The sequence below is a fragment of the Streptomyces solitudinis genome (assembly GCF_036323765.1).
GTDB lineage: Bacteria > Actinomycetota > Actinomycetes > Streptomycetales > Streptomycetaceae > Streptomyces.
Genome location: NZ_JAZDCW010000001.1, coordinates 352,171 through 368,340, shown reverse-complemented (window position 1 = coordinate 368,340; position 16,170 = coordinate 352,171). Strand labels below are relative to the sequence as shown.

The 16,170-nt window shown below is 77.6% G+C and carries 15 protein-coding genes; 3 read left to right on the top strand and 12 right to left on the bottom strand.

The annotated features are described in order from the left end of the window. Window positions 1-44 precede the first annotated feature (44 nt). From V1J52_RS01420 to V1J52_RS01395, 6 genes are all read right to left on the bottom strand, one after another. Window positions 45-938 carry a hypothetical protein gene (locus V1J52_RS01420; RefSeq protein ID WP_330137655.1) on the bottom strand — a complete coding sequence of 298 codons (894 nt, stop codon included), beginning with the start codon at window positions 936-938 and terminating at the stop codon, window positions 45-47. A 76-nt stretch (window positions 939-1,014) separates the two neighbouring features. After that, on the bottom strand, window positions 1,015-1,131 hold the full coding sequence (gene amiA, locus V1J52_RS01415) for a streptamidine family RiPP (protein WP_330137654.1): 117 nt from the start codon (window positions 1,129-1,131) through the stop codon (window positions 1,015-1,017). 62 nt (window positions 1,132-1,193) lie between these two features. Continuing rightward, entirely contained in the window at window positions 1,194-2,024 is an 831-nt protein-coding gene (locus V1J52_RS01410; protein WP_330137653.1) for an ABC transporter ATP-binding protein, read from the bottom strand. A gap of 15 nt (window positions 2,025-2,039) precedes the next feature. Continuing rightward, window positions 2,040-3,101: a FecCD family ABC transporter permease gene (locus V1J52_RS01405; RefSeq protein WP_330137652.1), complete on the bottom strand. Its 1,062-nt coding sequence runs from the start codon at window positions 3,099-3,101 to the stop codon at window positions 2,040-2,042. Beyond that, entirely contained in the window at window positions 3,098-4,177 is a 1,080-nt protein-coding gene (locus tag V1J52_RS01400; protein ID WP_330137651.1) for a FecCD family ABC transporter permease, read from the bottom strand. The genes V1J52_RS01405 and V1J52_RS01400 overlap by 4 nt, the downstream gene beginning before the upstream one ends. Further along, window positions 4,174-5,112, bottom strand: coding sequence for an ABC transporter substrate-binding protein (locus V1J52_RS01395; RefSeq protein WP_330138088.1), 939 nt, complete (start codon window positions 5,110-5,112; stop codon window positions 4,174-4,176). The genes V1J52_RS01400 and V1J52_RS01395 overlap by 4 nt, the downstream gene beginning before the upstream one ends. Window positions 5,113-5,383: 271 nt before the next feature. Between V1J52_RS01395 and V1J52_RS01390 the strand changes: the two genes are divergently transcribed. Then, window positions 5,384-6,622: a hypothetical protein gene (locus tag V1J52_RS01390; RefSeq protein WP_330137650.1), complete on the top strand. Its 1,239-nt coding sequence runs from the start codon at window positions 5,384-5,386 to the stop codon at window positions 6,620-6,622. Between the two features lie 357 nt (window positions 6,623-6,979). On the opposite strand, the gene V1J52_RS01385 is transcribed toward V1J52_RS01390, so the two are convergent. Continuing rightward, on the bottom strand, window positions 6,980-7,474 hold the full coding sequence (locus V1J52_RS01385; protein ID WP_330137649.1) for a helix-turn-helix domain-containing protein: 495 nt from the start codon (window positions 7,472-7,474) through the stop codon (window positions 6,980-6,982). Window positions 7,475-7,833: 359 nt separating this feature from the next. Here V1J52_RS01385 and V1J52_RS01380 point away from each other — a divergent pair, with 359 nt between their 5' ends. After that, on the top strand, window positions 7,834-8,607 hold the full coding sequence (locus tag V1J52_RS01380; protein ID WP_330137648.1) for a hypothetical protein: 774 nt from the start codon (window positions 7,834-7,836) through the stop codon (window positions 8,605-8,607). Window positions 8,608-8,689: 82 nt separating this feature from the next. On the opposite strand, the gene V1J52_RS01375 is transcribed toward V1J52_RS01380, so the two are convergent. Further along, complete coding sequence (locus tag V1J52_RS01375) at window positions 8,690-9,478, bottom strand: GntR family transcriptional regulator (RefSeq protein WP_330137647.1); 789 nt, start codon at window positions 9,476-9,478, stop codon at window positions 8,690-8,692. A gap of 129 nt (window positions 9,479-9,607) precedes the next feature. On the opposite strand from V1J52_RS01375, the gene V1J52_RS01370 reads away from it, so the two are divergent. Then, on the top strand, window positions 9,608-10,465 hold the full coding sequence (locus V1J52_RS01370; protein WP_330138087.1) for a (2Fe-2S)-binding protein: 858 nt from the start codon (window positions 9,608-9,610) through the stop codon (window positions 10,463-10,465). Window positions 10,466-10,544: 79 nt separating this feature from the next. On the opposite strand, the gene V1J52_RS01365 is transcribed toward V1J52_RS01370, so the two are convergent. The 4 genes from V1J52_RS01365 to V1J52_RS01350 form a co-directional block, all read right to left on the bottom strand. Next, on the bottom strand, window positions 10,545-11,039 hold the full coding sequence (locus V1J52_RS01365; RefSeq protein ID WP_330137646.1) for a methylated-DNA--[protein]-cysteine S-methyltransferase: 495 nt from the start codon (window positions 11,037-11,039) through the stop codon (window positions 10,545-10,547). 3 nt (window positions 11,040-11,042) lie between these two features. Further along, the gene (locus V1J52_RS01360; RefSeq protein ID WP_330138086.1) at window positions 11,043-12,536 is read right to left on the bottom strand and encodes an AlkA N-terminal domain-containing protein; all 1,494 of its coding nucleotides are present in this window, start codon (window positions 12,534-12,536) and stop codon (window positions 11,043-11,045) included. A gap of 149 nt (window positions 12,537-12,685) precedes the next feature. Then, window positions 12,686-13,774, bottom strand: coding sequence for a ribosome small subunit-dependent GTPase A (rsgA, locus tag V1J52_RS01355; RefSeq protein ID WP_330137645.1), 1,089 nt, complete (start codon window positions 13,772-13,774; stop codon window positions 12,686-12,688). Between the two features lie 257 nt (window positions 13,775-14,031). Continuing rightward, a complete protein-coding gene (locus V1J52_RS01350; protein ID WP_330137644.1) occupies window positions 14,032-16,110 on the bottom strand; it encodes a SpoIIE family protein phosphatase in 2,079 nt (692 codons plus the stop codon). Window positions 16,111-16,170 lie beyond the last annotated feature (60 nt).

The window sequence follows — 16,170 nt, the reverse complement described above, 5'->3', positions numbered from 1 at the left end:
CCGGGGGCGCCCGGCGGGGCGCGGCGCCGCCGGCGCGGCGGACGTCACGCGGCGCCCGGGGTCCGGGGCGCGGGCAGCGGCGCGACGGGCGGCACCGGCAGCACGGGGTGCTCGGTGACGGTGAGGGTGCGCAGGTCGACGCGGCGCAGCCGCCGGGCGGGCGGCAGTCCGGGCGTCCGCGCGCCGGTGGCCCAGGCGGTGAGGTCGGCGGCCATGAGCGCGGCCACGAAGGCGGCCTGCGCGGGGCCGGGGGTGGCGGGGGCGCCGGTGGTGCGGCGGCCGTCCCAGTAGGCGGCCAGTTCGCGGTGGGCGGGGGTCGCGGCCAGCCTGCGGGCGCGGACGTGCGCGGAGGTGACGTCGCCGGGGGCGGCGGCCAGCGGTTCGATCCACATCTGGTGGCCCTCGCGGTGGCAGCGCAGCCAGGCGGTGCCCCGGGCGGGCAGCGCGTCGGCGGCGTCCCACAGTCCGGTGGGGACGGGGCCGTCCAGGCACCACACGACCGCGGCGGGGGTGCCGGGGCCGGGCGGGGCGGGAGGCGGTGGCTCCGTGTCCAGGCTGACGGTGGCTCCGGCGGCCCGCAGGCAGGTGGCCAGCGGTCCGGTGAGGGCGGGGGCGCCCAGCAGCCGGACGTCGCGCAGGTGGCGGGGCCAGTCCCGGGGGGACGCGGCGGCGCCGAGGTATCCGGCGGAGGCGAACGCGGCGCACAGCGCGTCCAGTTCGCCTCCCGCGCCACCGCCGTCCGGCGTCCCGGCGCCGTTCTGCGGGGCGCGGCCGGACTCGCGGCCGGACTCGCGGCCGCCGAGCCGGGTGAGCAGCGTCCCGGCGGGGACGTCCCCGGTGTCGATGCGCCAGAACGCGCCGTCGGCGTCGCGCAGGGCCAGCCCCGCGCCGGGGACGGTGACGACCTCCACTCCGGGTGCCAGCTCACTGCGGGTCATGTCCGTGCTCCTTCGGCCGGTTCGCTGCGGGGCGGGCCCGGCCGGTGGTGTCCGGCCGGGCCCGCGGGTCGGGGTCTTACTCCTCGGTGTCGTCCTCGAAGGGGTTCTCGACGAGGGCGTTGGAGTGCGACGCGGAGTCGTGGGCGAGCTGCCCCGGGTCGGCGATGGGGGTGAAGACCTGCTCCTGGTCCATGACGGATTCCTCCCGGTCGTGGGATGGGCGTGCGATGCCCGTTCGGACGTCGCACGCACACTCTATTGAACATGATTGTCATTCGCTAGAGGGGAGAGCGGATGATCCGGGTAGCACACCGGCCAGCCGCCCTCCGGGTCGCGCCCCACCCGACCGGCCACGTCCAGGACTTCGGCGAGGAAGCGGGGGGTGACCACCTCCTCCGGCGCCCCGTCGGCCACCACCGCCCCACCGCGCAGCGCCACGACGCGCTCGGCGAAACGGGCCGCGTGCCCCAGGTCGTGCAGCACCATCACCACCGTCAGGCCCCGCTGGGCGCGCAGCCGCACGACGGTCTGGAGCACGTCGAGCTGGTGGTGCAGGTCGAGGTAGGTGGTCGGCTCGTCCAGGAGCAGTACGCGGGTGTCCTGGGCCAGCGCCATCGCCAGCCGGACCCGCTGCCGCTCCCCGCCCGACAGGGCGTCCACCGGGCGGTCCGCCCACGCGGCCACCCCGACGTCGTCCAGCGCGCGGCGCACGGCGGCGTCGTCACCGTCGCGCAGCATGCCGAGCGGGCCGCGCTGCGCGTAGCGGCCCTGCCGCACGAGCTGGCGCACCGTCATGCCGGGCACCGGCGGCGCCGACTGGTGCAGCAGCGCCACCCGGCGGGCCGCCGCCCGGCGGCCCAGCCGGGCGAGGTCGTCACCGCCGAGCAGCACCCGCCCGGACGTGGGCGCGAGGAGCCCGGCGGCCAGGCGCAGCAGCGTGGACTTGCCGCAGCCGTTGAGACCGACGAGGGCCGTCAGTTCGCCGGGCGCCACCCGCAGGTCCACACCGTCCAGAACGGGCCGTCCCGGATAACCGAAGCTGACGCCCTCCACGCTGACGCCGGGCGGCCCGCTCGTCTCGGTCATGTCCCATCGCCTTCCTCAGAACGTACGGTCGGGGGTGCGGCGCACCACCGCGAGCAGCAGCAGGGCACCGAGGCAGGTGGTGAGCGCCCCCACCGGCAGGGTGAGGCGGTCGGCCTCCAGCACGGCCGCCAGCCCCCGGGAGAGCAGCTGGGCCACGGCGTCGGCGCCGCAGACGACGGCGGCGCCCGCGAGCGCGGCGCCGGGCAGCGCGATCCGCAGGTCGGCGCCGAAGAGGGCGACGGCCAGGTGCGGGACGAGCAGCCCGACGAAGCCGAGCGCGCCCACCGCCGAGACGGCGCCGGCCGTCAGCGCGACCGCGCACAGCAGCGCCAGGGCGCGGGCCCGCGCGGTGGCGAGCCCGGCGGCGGCGGCCGGTTCGTCACCGAGCCGCAGCAGGGTGAGCGGCGCGGCGAGCAGCCAGGCCCCGGCGCCCCACACCAGCGTCCAGGGCCACAGCAGGTGCCAGTGCTCCCACACCCGGCCCTCGGTGGTGCCCACCAGCCACTGCACGACGCTGCCCAGCTCGCCGGGGGCGACGAGCAGCACCATGGCCGTCAGCCCGCCCAGCACGGCGGAGACGAGCACCCCGTACACGGCGGTGTCCGCCGGGTCGCCGCGCTCCCGGCCGGCCAGCAGCCACAGCAGCCCCGCCCCGGCGAAACCGCCCGCGCAGGCCGCCGCGACCACCGCCGCGGGCGACTCCCAGCCCGCCAGCCCCAGCCCCGTCGCCGTCACCGCGCCGAGCACCGCGCCGGGGGTGACGCCGGTGACCTCCGGACCGGCCAGCGGATTGCGCAGGGCGGACTGGAGGACGAGCCCGGCCACGCCGAGCGCGGCACCGGCCCCGAGGGCGACCAGCGTGCGCGGGAAGCGCAGGTGCAGCAGGACGTGCCGCTGCGTCGGGTCCCCGCCGCCGGTGAGCACCTCCCACACGTCGCCGGGTGTGAGGGCCCGCCCGGCGAGCAGGTCGGCACACCCCGTGAGGAGCACGACGACGGCCAGCGGCAGCAGGCGGCGCGCCGGGGCCCGCTCGCGCGGCGGCGTCCCGGCCGCCGCGCGCGCCGCGGCGGCGCTCACGCGGCCGCCCCCCGCCGCCCGGGACCGGCCCCGGCCCCGGTGCCGCCGGCGGTACCGGGGCCGGTGCCGGGAGCGGGTGCGGGACGTCCGCGCGCCGCCGCCCCGCCGCGCTTCCGCAGCAGGACCACCCCGGCGGGCACGCCGAGCAGCGCCGTCCAGGCTCCGACGGGCGTCTCCACCGGCGCGAGGGCCAGCCGGGCGGGCAGGTCCGCGAGGACGACGACGCAGGCGCCCCACCCGGCCGACCAGGGCAGCCAGCGCACCGCGTCCGCGCCGGGCCGCAGCCGCCGGGCCAGCTGCGGGGCGAGGAAACCCACCCACGCCACCGGACCGCACACGGCCACCACCGGGGCGATCAGCACGACGGAGACCGCGAGCGCCGCCAGCCGGGCGTGCCGGGCGCGGACGCCGAGCGCCTCGGCGTCGTCGTCGCCGAGCCGCAGCACCGACAGCACCGGCGCGCACAGCACCAGGGCGGGCAGGGCGACCAGCAGCCACGGGCCGAGCCCGGTGACGTCCGGCCACACCCGGGCCGAGAGCGAGCCCAGCAGGTAGCGGTAGACGAGCTGGAGGTCGAGCTGGTCGGCCATCACCATCAGGACGAGCAGCGCCGCCTGGAGCGCCGCCGAGACCGCCGCCCCGGTGAGCAGCACGGCGGAGGGGCTGCGTCCGAACCCGGCGGCGAGCAGGGTCAGGACGCCGCCCAGCGCCGCGCCCGCCAGCGCGAGCAGCGGCTGCACGACGGCGGGCAGCGAGAGGGCGAGCACCAGCGGCGCGGCCACGCCGAGCGCGGCGCCCGAGGAGACGCCGAGCATCTCCGGCACGGCCAGCCGGTTGCGCAGGGCCTCCTGGAGGACGAGCCCCGCCGCCCCCAGGCACGCGCCGGCCAGCAGGCCGAGCACCAGGCGGGGCAGCCGCAGCTCGCCCACGACCACGCCGGTGAGGCTGTCGCGCTCCCCGAGCAGCACGGCGGGCAGCCGCGCCGGGGACACCACGGGGGTGCCCAGGCACAGCGCGCCCAGTGCGGCGGCGGCCAGCAGTCCGGTCAGGAGCAGGAGGGTGCGGCGGGGGCTCACCGCAGCGCCGCGGTGGCCTCGTCCAGGACGATGCCGAGCGAGCGCGTGCCGCGCCCCTTGGCCCACACCTCGGAGTCGACCTCGTGCACGTCGCCGTTGCGCACGGCCGGGATGCGGCCCCACAGCGGGTTGGCGGCCAGGGTCTCGGAGAGCCGGCCCGGGTCGTCGCCGAAGGACAGCGTCTCCACGAACAGGACGTCCACGTCGCGCGCGAGGATCTCCTCCAGGCTGTAGCTGCCCTCGACGCCGCGCGAGGTCCACGGGTAGTCGGAGATCTGCGGGAAGAGCCCGGCGCCGACGTCCGTGCCGGGGGTGGCGACGCCGAAGTTCTCGTCGCTGCCGAAGATGATGAGCGCCGTCTTGTCGCTGGGCGTCCGCTCGGCGGCGGCGAGCTTGGCGCGGAAGCGCTCCTCGGCCCGCTCGCCCTGCTCGGTACGGCCGGTGAGCGCGGCGAGGTCGCGCAGGTAGCCGACGCTGTCCTGCCAGGTCTCGGGCTGGATGGGCCAGAACGTGGTGGCGCCCTTCAGGGCGGGGGCGAGCTTGCCGTGCGTGTCCTCCAGGCCGATGACCAGGTCGGGCCGGTGGGAGAGGACGGCCTCGACCTCGGGGGCGATGAAGCCGCCCGGGATGACGGGCACCGCGTCGGCCTTCTCGGGGCCCAGGAAGGCGGGATGGGCCAGCAGGGCGCTGTTGGTGGCGGCCGGGGTCAGCCCCAGCTCCACCAGCATGTCGTCGCAGAGGGCGAACAGGCAGACGATGCGCTGCGGTTCGGCTTCGGTGGCGACGGTGACGCCCCGGGCGTCGGTGATCTCGCGGGCGGGCTCGATGGGTTCGACGGTGACGTCCGTGACGGCACCGGCGGCCTTCCCGGTGTCCGCTTCGGCCTCCGGCCCCGGCGCGGAGGCGCCGCAGCCCACCAGCACCGAGCCCAGCAGCAGCGCGGCGAGCCCGCGCCGCAGCGGCCGGGCCGGGGTGCGGACCGGGGGGCGGCCCGGTGTGCGGGTCCGCGCGCGGCCCGGGGTGTGGAGGGGTATGCGTCGCGCCATCGGTTCTTCCGTTCTGTTCGGTGCCGGGGCGCGGACGCGGGGGGCGCGGTGGACAGCCCCGGCCGGCCCTCCGCGCCCCGAAGGATACACATGATAATCATTGCCAAACACCGTTCCGGCATGGTCCGGACGCCGCGTCACCGACCCGAGGGAGCCAGGGATGACCACCGGACCGCTGCTGCTCGCCGCCGACCACGTCGCGGGCCGCGTCAGCCTGCATCTCCTGCCCGGCGGGGCGGAGTCGGCCGCGCTGGAGGACTGCCACCCCGCCGAGCACGCGGGCTTCCTCGGCCTGCCCGGCGGGCGGGTCGCCTTCGTCGACGACCGCGCGGGCGCCCTCGTCGTCCTGCGGCCCGCCGCTGCCGCCGCCGGCCGGGAGTTCGTCGCGGCCCGGATACCGGTGGCCGGACCGGCCGAACAGCTCGCGGCCGACCCCTCGGGGCGGTACGTGGCCGTCACCACGGGGCTCGGGAAGAACCCCGCGCCGTGGAGCGACCTGCTCACCGTCGCCGATCTCGCCACCGGCCTCGGCACCCGGGTGCGCACGCGCACCGGTGAACCGGGCGTGACCGTCACGGGCGGCCGCGACCCCCTCGTCCTCGTCCGCCACCGGGAGCCGGGCGAACTGCTCGGGTACCGGTACGCGGCGCTCCAGGACGCCGGGCCCGGCTGCCCAAAGCCCGCACCCGCGTTCCGGCTGCCGCTGCCGGACGACGGGCACGGGGACGCGCACGACCCGGCGGCCGGCCGGGTGTTCGCCGCGACCGGCGAGGGCGTGCACCGCTTCCGCACCACGGACGCGGGCCCGTCCCCCGCCGGGCCGCCGCTGCCGTGGGGCACGCCCGGACGCGGCTACTTCCTGCGCCGGGACCCGCGGCGCGGACTGCTGTGGTCGTGCGTGCGCGGCGGCCCGCCGGAGCCGCACCGCTGGCCGGAGTGGACGAACGCGGCCTGGTGCCACGGGCTGGACGGCGACGGCACCGCGCACACCGACCTCGGCCCGGGGCTCGTCTTCCGCATGGGCGTCGCCCGCGACCGGGTGGCGTTCGCCCGCGTCCACCCGGACGGCGACGAACTCGTCCTCGTCGACCCCCGGCAGGGGCCCGGCGGCACGCTGCGGCCCGTCGTCACGGCACGGGTGCCGCTGCCCGCGATGGCCGGGGCCCCGCGCCGGGGCGGGACACCGTGGGAGGGGGTGCAGCGGCGGGCGGTGGCGGCGTCACCGGACGCGGACTGGGTGGCCGTCAGCCGGGGCGGCCACGGGGAGGTGCACCTCTTCGACGCCCGGACGGGCGCCGGGCGCGGGACGCTGCGCGCCCGGACGCCGCTGGACGAGGGCGGCCGGCTGGCACTGCTCGCCCCGGCCGGAGCGTCCCGCGAGGAAGCCGGGGGGCTCTGAGCGCGCGGAGGGCGAGCGGGAGGACGCGGGGGGCGACACGCGAAGGCCCGCCCGGTGCGACGGGGGATGCACACCGGGCGGGCACACCACCTTTCTACCGCATGCGGGAACCCTCGCGCATCACATGGGTGTTCGGTTCACCGATTTCCGCGTCCGGAACGGCTCAATCAAGCCACGGCTTCGGCGGACCGGGCCGACGGTGCGGCCGCCGTCGCCCGTACGCGCCGACGGCGCCGGGTGCAGGGCGGCGCCGGACCGGCCTGCCGTCCGGCGCCGCCCTTGTCGCAGGCGGCCCAGACCCCCGTGCAGGGCCACCTCGTTCTTCGGGGCCGCGGCGGCAGCACCGCCGCGCCGCGGTCACCGCTCGCCCGGCGGCGGCTCGTCACCCGGCCCGGGTGGTTCCGGTGGCAAATTCATCTGCTGCCGGAACTGACCGATAATCGCCGTCAGGCTGTCCTGCACTTCGGGAGGCAGCCCGACCGAGCGCAGCGCGATCGTGCGCACCCGCTGGTCGCGCATGGCGGCGAGGAACCGCACCTCGTCCTCCACGCGTTCGGCCTGCGTCTGCGACAGGTCGCCCAGGAGGTAGCCGACGGGCACGCCGAAGAACTTCGCGAGCGCCCGCAGGACGTCCGAACTCGGGTTGGCACGCCTCCCGTTGCGCAGCATCGACAGGTACTGCTCGGTGAGCCCGACCCCGCCGTACTCGGCGGGGTTGCCGCTGATGGCCTCGGCGACGTGTGCGTTCGTGTACGGGGCGTCGGCCGGGTGCATGTTGGCGAACAGATACCCGAGCCGCTCCGCGAGTGACCCCTCCGCGGCGGGCTGCGCCGGCTCCTGACCTGCGGCCATGGCCACCGCCCTCCGTCACCTGGCCCGTGAACCGGGCCGACTGCTGTCCCCGTGGCGCGAGGGCGCCGCGCATCACGACCAGTTAAGACGGTCGGCGCCGCTGCCTCGCACCGGCATCCTGCCACGCGGAGTGCGGTCGGCACCAGAACGCACCCGGTCCTCGGGAGATCCTCACGGCTTAACCACCCGTTGTCCCCCCGGCGTTGGCCCCCGGCGCACCGCACAGGGAGCTCCATCAAGATTGTGAAGGGATTCACACTTCCCTCTTGGCTCGGTGCGGTGATCCGTGCTGAGATGCGGCTTCACCGGCACATCCGGCTCGATGGCGCGCTTGGGAGGGCACAGTGGCGGAGTCCGCCATGTCTCGTTCGGTACGGCTGGAGCAGGGCAGCCCCGGGGAGGACGACGCCCCCCTGGAGCACGCCGTGTGGCGGCTGCGCTCGCGGGGCTGCTGGGAGGACGCCGCCGCGCTGCTGGCGCCGCACGCGGCCCGCGAGGGCGCCGCGGCGGTCCGCCGGGCCGCGCTGCTGGTGGAACGCTGCATGTTCACCGCCGACGGCTGGGCCGAGGCGGAGGACGCCCTGCGGACGGCCGAGGCACTGGCCGCGGACGACGTGCTGCGCGGCAGCGCCGCCTGCGAGCGCGGCCACCTCGCCTACGCCTCCACGGTGCTGGGCGTGCGGGACCGCACGGACGAGGCCCGCTCCGCGCTGGGCCGCGCCGCCGCCCTGCTGCCGCCCGCCTCACCGGGCCGGGCGGCGCTCGACTTCCGGCGCGGGCTGCTCGCCGAGCACCTGGGCGACAGCCCGCAGGCCGCCCGGGCCGCCTACCGGCGGGCCCACGCGGGGGCCACCGCGGACGGCGACGCGCTGCTGTGCTCGTTCACCTGGCGCCACCTGGCCGGACTCGCGCTGCGCGACGGCGAGCTGACGGAGGCGCGGCACGGCTTCGCCGAATCGCTGCGGCTGCGCGAGGAGCTAGGCTTCCTGGTCGGAATGGCGCCGGCGCTCGCCGCGCTGGCCGACGTCCAGCCGGAGCCGGAGGCCGCACGGCTGCGCACGGAGGCGCAGCGCCTCTTCCGCCTGCTGGGCGGCGTGCCGACCTGGCTGGCCCCCCGGCTGGCAGCCGCGTAGGCGGCGCGTCCCCCGGTCCCGGCCCCCGGGTGTCCGGCCCCCGGTCCCGGCCCCCGGGTGTCCTCCGGGCCGCCGGGTGCGTTCAGTGGGCCAGGTGCGTGCGCAGGACCCGCTCGGCGGCCGGCAGGTCGCGGGCGGCCAGGGCGTCCACGAGCGCGACGTGGTCGGCCGCCGCGGCCAGCAGGTCGCCGTGCGCGCCCGGGGGCCGCGCGCCGCGCCGCCGCAGTTCCTCGGCGATCCGCACCAGGTGCCGGTTGCCGGTCAGCTCCAGCAGCGCCCCGTGGAAGGCCCGGTCGGCCTCGGCGTAGCCGGGCCGGTCGCCGCGCGCCGCGTGGGAGACGGTCGCCTCCGCCAGCGGACGCAGCTCCTGCCAGTGCTCGGGCGGCAGGGTGCGGGCGAGCCGCAGCAGCGGCGGGATCTCCAGCAGGGCCCGCACCTCGGCCAGCTCCGCCAGGTCGTCGGCGGTGCGTTCGGCGACCCGGAAGCCCCGGTTGGGCACGGTCTCCACCGCACCCTCCCCCGCGAGCTGCTGCATGGCCTCGCGCACCGGCGTCGGGGACACCCCGAACCGCTCGGCGAGCACGGGGGCCGAATAGACGCGCCCGGGGGCCAGTTCGCCGCTGAGCAGCGCCTCACGCAGGGCGGCGAGCACCTGGCCGCGCACCGAGTGCCGCCGCGGCGTCCGGGGGCCCGGCGCGCCGCCGTGCACGTGCTCTCCCCTGGCCTCACCCTCCCGGCCCTCCGGCTCACCCCTCGGGCCGCGGGCGGAGCGCGGCAGGGACCGCGCCGGACGGACGGGGGCGGCCTCACCCGGGCGGAACGCGGCGCCGGGACCTGCCGGTATCTCCGGGTCCGTTCGCGTCCGTGCCATCTGCCCGCTCCTGTCCGCTGCGCGTGTCCGATGAGCACCATAGGCGGGAAGTTCCGGGGATCAAACCTCCGCACCATCGGGTAAGGTAAGGCTTACCTGCTAACGATCGTGGAAATGGGGACCGTCCGCATGGCCGTCACCACCCTCGCTCCCAAGCGACCGTCCGCCCAGGCGAAGTCGCCGCTGACGCCCGCCTACGAGCGTCTCGCCGGACTGCTTCCGGGGCTGGGGATCACCGAGGTGGGCGACGGGCGGCTGCCCGCGGGCGACGGCTGGGTCGGCAGTGCCGAGCTGGCCGGGGGCGGCAGTGCCCTGGACGCGTTCCTCGCCTGGGACGGCGAGCAGGTGGAACGCGACTACGGCACCCGGGCCCGGCCGGACGTCATCGCCTCCTTCGGGCTGCACCGCTACGCCTGGCCCGCCACGCTCCTGATCACCGTCCCCTGGTTCCTGCACCGCCGGGTCCCGCGGCTGCCCGTCGACGCCGTCGCCTTCCACCGCGCCACCGGCCGGCTCGCGGTGCGCACCGGGTCCTTCGCCTGCCTGCCAGGCGATCCGGCCGCCGCCCGGCCCGGCGCCCGCGTCGTCCCGGACGAGGAGGCGCTGCGCGCCGAGGTGCGCGACGCCGTGGCCGAGCACCTGGCCCCCGTGCTGGACGGGTTCCGCCCGCGCATGCGGCGCGGCCCGCGCGCCCTGTGGGGAGTGGCGTCCGACGAGATCACCGAGGGCCTGTGGTACGTGGGCCAGCTCCTCGGCGAGGAGGAGCGGGCCGTCGAGGAAGCGGGCCTGCTGCTGCCCGGCTCCGCCTCCCCCTACCCGCGCGGTGCCGGTTTCCGGGAGCTGACCGCCCCCGACGGCACCCGGCTCGCCACCCGGGACCGGGCGAGCTGCTGCCTCTTCTACACCCTGCGCCCGCAGGACACGTGCGTGACGTGCCCGCGCACGTGCGACGCCGAGCGCGTCGCACGCCTGACCTCCGGCGCCTGACACCGGCACCCGACCGGCCCCGGCTGGGCTCTGACCGCCCGGGGCGGTCAGAGCCGGTCAGGGCGGTCAGGGCAAGCCGTCACCGCGCGGGCGGGGCCCCGGCCAGGCCCTCGACGGCCAGCAGCCGCCGCTTCGCCTCCAGCCCGGCGGCGAACCCGGTCAGCGTCCCGGCCGCCCCGACGACGCGGTGGCACGGTCGGACGACCAGCAGCGGGTTGGCGCCGACCGCGCCGCCCACCGCGCGGGCCGAGCCGCGCGGCAGCCCGGCCAGCTCCGCGAGACCGGCGTAGCTGACGGTGGTGCCGTAGGGGACGCGGTCCAGCGCGGCCCACACCCGGCGCCGGAAGGCGGTGCCCCGCGGTTCCAGCCGCAGGTCGAATCCGCGCAGCGCACCACAGAAGTAGCCGTCGAGCTGCCGGACGGCGTCCGCGAACGCCGCGTCGTCCCGCGTCCAGTCCGGTTCCGGCCGCCGGACGGCCGCGCCGCCCGGCGCGGCGAGCACGGCGAGGGTGCCGGGAGCGGGCCCGGCGAGCAGCAGCTCGCCGAGCGGGCTGGGGCTCAGGGTGTACAGCACGGTTCAGCTCTCCTGGGGCGTGTCGGGAACGGATGGGGACGGTGGTACCGCCGCGCGCCACAGGTGGTGCACGGCGTAGGAGCGCCAGGGGCGCCAGGTGCCGGTCGGGACGGAGGACGGCGCCGCGGCGCCCAGGCGGGCGAGGCCGTGCCGGACGCCCGCGTCCCCGGCGAGGTGGACGTCCGGATCGCCCAGGGCCCGCATCCGCACGTAGCCGGCCGTCCACGGGCCGATGCCGGGCAGGGCGAGCAGGGCCGCTTCGGCCGCGTCCCGGTCGGCGCCGGCGTCCAGGCGCAGGCTGTGGTCGGCGAGGGCGGTCATCACCGCGCGCAGGGCCGTCCGGCGGGCCCCGGGCATGCCCAGCTCCGTGAGCGCCGCCCCGGCGAGGGTGTCCGCGTCCGGGAAGAGCCGGGTGAGCGTGCCGTCCGGGGCGGGCAGCGGCTTGCCGTGCTCCGCCACCAGCCGGGCCGCCAGGGTGCGGGCGGCGCGGACGGTGACCTGCTGGCCCAGCACCGCGCGGGCGGCCAGCTCGGCGCCGTCGGCGGCGCCCGGTGAGCGCAGCCCCGGCCGGGCGGCGGCGAGCGGGCCCAGGAGCGGGTCGGCGCCCAGGCGTTCGGCGACGGCGTAGGGGTCGGCGTCCAGGTCGAACAGGCGCCGCAGCCGCTGCACGGCGGTGCTCAGGTCCCGCAGGTCCGACAGGCGCAGCCGGCAGGGCAGCCAGCCGGGGCCGCCGCGTTCGCCGACCTCCGCGACCGCGTGGCCGTGCGGCAGCGCGAGGGTGCGGCGGTAGCACCGGTCCCCCGGCGGGCCGGTCACCTCCTCGACGCCGGGGACGGCGCGCAGGGCGAGGAAGTCGAAGACCCCGGCCGCGTCGTAGGGGCCGCGGTGGGCCAGCCGCAGCGCCACGCCGTCGCCCCCCGGCCGCCGTGCCGCCTTCGGCGCACCCGGAGCGGCGCGCAGCCGGGTGGGGGTGGCGGCGTAGACCTCGCGGACGGTGTCGTTGAACTGCCGCACGCTGGCGAACCCGGCGGCGAAGGCGATCTCCGTCACCGGCAGCGCCGTCGTCTGGAGCAGCACCCGGGCGGCGTGCGCCCGCTGGGCGCGGGCGAGCGCGGCGGGTCCGGCGCCCAGTTCGGCGGTGAGCTGGCGCTGCACCTGCCGGGCGCTGTAGCCCAGGCGCCGGGCGAGCCCGGCCACCCCCTCGCGGTCCACGACCCCGTCGGCGATCATCCGTACGGCCCGGCCCACGGCGTCGGCCCGCACGTTCCACTCGGCCGAGCCCGGCACGGTGTCGGGGCGGCAGCGGCGGCACGCCCGGAAGCCCGCCGCCTGCGCCGCGGCGGCCGACCCGTAGAAGCGGACGTTCTCCCGCCGGGGGGTGAGCGCCGGGCAGCTCGGACGGCAGTAGATGCCGGTGGTGCGCACGGCGGTGAAGAACACGCCGTCGAACCGCGCGTCCCTGCTGCGCACCGCCTCGTACCTGCTGTCGTCGTCCATCACGCTCCCCAGTGTGCGCGCCCGCCGGCGTCCTCACTGGCGGGATTCGGACACGGCGGTAGGGGGCCGCGACCGCTGGGTGCTGGGTGCCGGGCGGGCCCGGGCCGGCCGCAGCGGACGTGCCGCGGACCGGCCCGGGCCCGGCGCGCTCAGCGCAGCCGGCCGCGTTTGCGCTCGGCCATGTGGCGCCCGAGTGCGTCGCGGCGCTTGAACTCCTTCCTGCGTTCCGCGCGGAGCCGGGCGTCCGTGCGGGCCGCCATCCGCTCGCTCTCGCGCTGGAGCTTGCGGTAGCTGTCCAGCCTGCGGTGCGCCAGCGTCCCGTCCTCCAGGGCCGCCAGCACTGCGCAGCCGGGCTCGGCCCCGTGGCCGCAGTCGGGGAAGCGGCACTGCCCGGCGAGCGCGTCGATGTCGGTGAACGTCCGGTCCAGGCCCGCGTCCGCCTCCCACAGCCCGACGCCGCGCAGCCCCGGTGTGTCGATGAGCACACCGCCCGCGGGCAGCGGGAACAGCTCGCGGTGGGTGGTGGTGTGGCGGCCCTTGCCGTCCCGGCCCCGGATGGCCTGCACCACGCTGGCCTCAGCCCCCAGCAGGGCGTTGACCAGCGTGGACTTGCCGGCGCCGGAGAGGCCGAGCAGGACGCCGGTGCGGGCGCGCAGCGCCTCGGCCAGCTCCGGAAGCCCCGCGCCGGTGACGGCGCTGGCCAGCAGCACCTGCACGCCGGGGGCGGCCCCGGCCGCGTCCGCGTACAGGTGGGAGGGGTCGGGGACGAGGTCGGTCTTGGTGAGGACGACCAGCGGCCGCGCGCCGCTGGACCACGCGAGGGAGACGAACCGCTCCAGCCGTCCGAGGTCCAGTTCTGCGGCGAGGGAGACGGCGATGAGGGCGACGTCGGCGTTCGCCGCGAGCACCTGGCCGTCGGAGCGTTTGGAGGAGGTCGAGCGCAGGAAGGCGGTGCGGCGCGGCAGGAGGGCGTGCACCACCGGGCCCGTCGGCCCGTCGGCGACGGCGGCCCAGTCCCCGGTGCAGGCGGCCGCGGTGGGGTCGGCGGCGGCCACGGGGGCGGTGTCGGCGCGCACGGTGCCCGCCTCGGTGACCGCGAGGCACTGGCCGCCGCGGTCGACGCGGAGGATGCGGGCGGGGACGGAGTCCGCGTCGGCGTGCGGGGCGAAAGCGTCGGCGAGTGCCTCGTCCCAGCCGTAGCGGACGAGTGCGGGGTGAGCTGCGAACAGCGTGCTCAACGTGGGAAGACCCTTCGGGGAGGGCCTCCGGCGGCACGGGGCGCGCACGAGGCGCGGACGCGCGTCGGCGCGGGATGCTTCAGCCGGAGACCGGGGGAACGGGAGAGGTGGTGCGCGTGCGGGCACGGCCCGCCACGAAGACGGCAGTCATCGCCTCTCACCTCCCCTCGCTCGTCCGGTGGGCAGCCTACGGCGCGGCGCACGCGCACCGCCACGGGTTTTCCGGCGCCGCCCGGCGGACCGTCCGGGCGGCGGCCTCAGGGGTCCGGTGCCGCGCCGGGGCAGACGAACTCGCACCAGACGGTCTTGCCGGCCGCGTGGGTGTCCACACCCCACACGTCGGCGAGCCGGTCCACGAGCAGCAGGCCGCGGCCGGTGAGCCCGATGTCCTCGTCCGCGCTCAGCTCGGGGGCCTCGGCGGAGGTGTCGGCCACCTCCACCCGCACCCGGCGTTCGGCGCCGTCGAGGAGCCGCAGCGTGACGGTCGCCCCGCCGTCGGTGTGGCGCAGGGCGTTGACGGTCATCTCCTGCACGGACAGCTCGACGCCGTCGGCGCACCCGTCGGCGTTCCAGGCACGCACCGCCGAGCGGGCCAGTCCGCGCACCGCGGCCACGGCCGCGAGGTCGCCCGCCGCGATCTCGCGGCGCACCTGGTGTCCGAGCCGCGGTCCGAGCGCCTTCTCCCGGCGCAGCAGCACCAGCGCCAGGTCGTCCGCCCCGGCCCGCTCGCCGGGCAGTTCGCTGAGCCACCGGGCGAGCCGGCCCAGGTCGCGCGGACCGCGTCCGACGGCGGCCATCAGCGCGTCGACGCCCTCGTCCGGGTCGGCGCCCGGCCGTTCCACCAGTCCGTCGGTGAACATGAGCAGGGTCTGGCCGACGGCCAGCTCGACCGACGTCACGGGGAAGTCCTGCCGTCCGCCGTCCGGCAGTCCCAGCGGCAGGGCGCCGGCCACCGGCAGGGCGCGGCAGGTGCCGTCCGGCTCCAGCAGCAGGGGATCGAGGTGGCCGGCGCGGACGAGCCGGAGCCAGCCGGTCGCCGGATCGGCCTCGGCGTACAGGCAGGTGGCGAACCGGTCGGTGTCCAGGTCGTGCAGGAACGCCGAGGCGCGGGAGAGCACGGTGGGGGCGGTGTGGCCCTCGGCGGCGTACGCGCGCAGCACGATGCGCAACTGGCCCATGACGGCCGCGGCGTGCGTGTCGTGGCCCTGCACGTCGCCGATGACGGCGGCGATGCGTCCGCCGGGCAGCGGGATGACGTCGTACCAGTCGCCGCCGATGTCGCGGCCCTGGCGGGCGGGCCGGTAGCTGACCTCGGTGCGCAGCCCGGGGATGGCGGGGATGGTGTGCGGCAGCATGAAGCGCTGGAGGCTCTCGGCCAGCTCCAGTTCCTGCTCGTACAGCATCGCCCGTTGCAGGCTCTGGGCGATGGTGCTGGTCAGCGCGGTGAGCAGGGACTGCTCGCCGGGCGGGAAGTCGTGCTTCTCACGGAAGAGCAGGCCGACCGCGCCGATGGCCCGGCCCTCGGCGATGAGCGGCAGGTAGGCGGCGGCCGAGGGGTTCAGCGGGGCGATGTAGGGCCACAGGCGCGGGTAGCGGACGGCGAACTCCCGCTGCGAGACGAAGAAGCGCGAGGACATCGTGCGGACGACCTCGCTCATGGGGAAGTCCGCGTCGATGTGGGTGTACTCCAGTTCGGGGACGAGGCTGGCCGTGCGGCCCTCCGCCATCTGGCGGATGTGGCCGCCCTCGACGAAGCCCATCATGAGGCTGACCGCGCCCAGGCGGCCCATGCCGCGGGCGCTCTCCAGCACGTCGACGACGTCACCGACGGTGCGGGCACGGGCCAGCGCCGCGGTGGTCTCCTCCACGATTCTGGACTCGCGGTGCCGCTCGCTGTCCGGCGTCATCCGGTCGGTGGTGTGGCTCAGCTCGTCGGTCGCGTCGCGCACGATGCCGATGACGCGGCGGGGGCGGCCGTCGCCGTCCCGGCGGACGCGGCCCTGGGTGTGGGTCCAGCGCAGGCTGCCGTCCCGGCAGCGGATGCGGAAGTACAGGCCGTAGCGCTCGCGGCCGTCCCCGGCGGCGCGGGCGAGGAGGGCCTCCAGCCGGGCGGACTCCGGCGCCGGGAGCCGGGCGCCGAGGCCGGAGGGACGGCCGTCGTACTCGTCGGGACGCAGGTCGAGGACGGCCAGCCCCGCCGCGTCGACGTGCAGGAGGCCGCGGTCGAGGTCCCAGTCGAAGGTGCCCGCGCCGTTCAGCGCGAGCGCGGTGCCGGCGTCCGCGGGCCAGGTGGCCGGGGCGGCCGCCGCGCCGGGCGCCGTTCCTTGCGTGTCCATGCCGCACCCCCGGGGCCGGAAGGCGATCCCCTTCACTGTGTCACCCTTCGCCCGATTCTT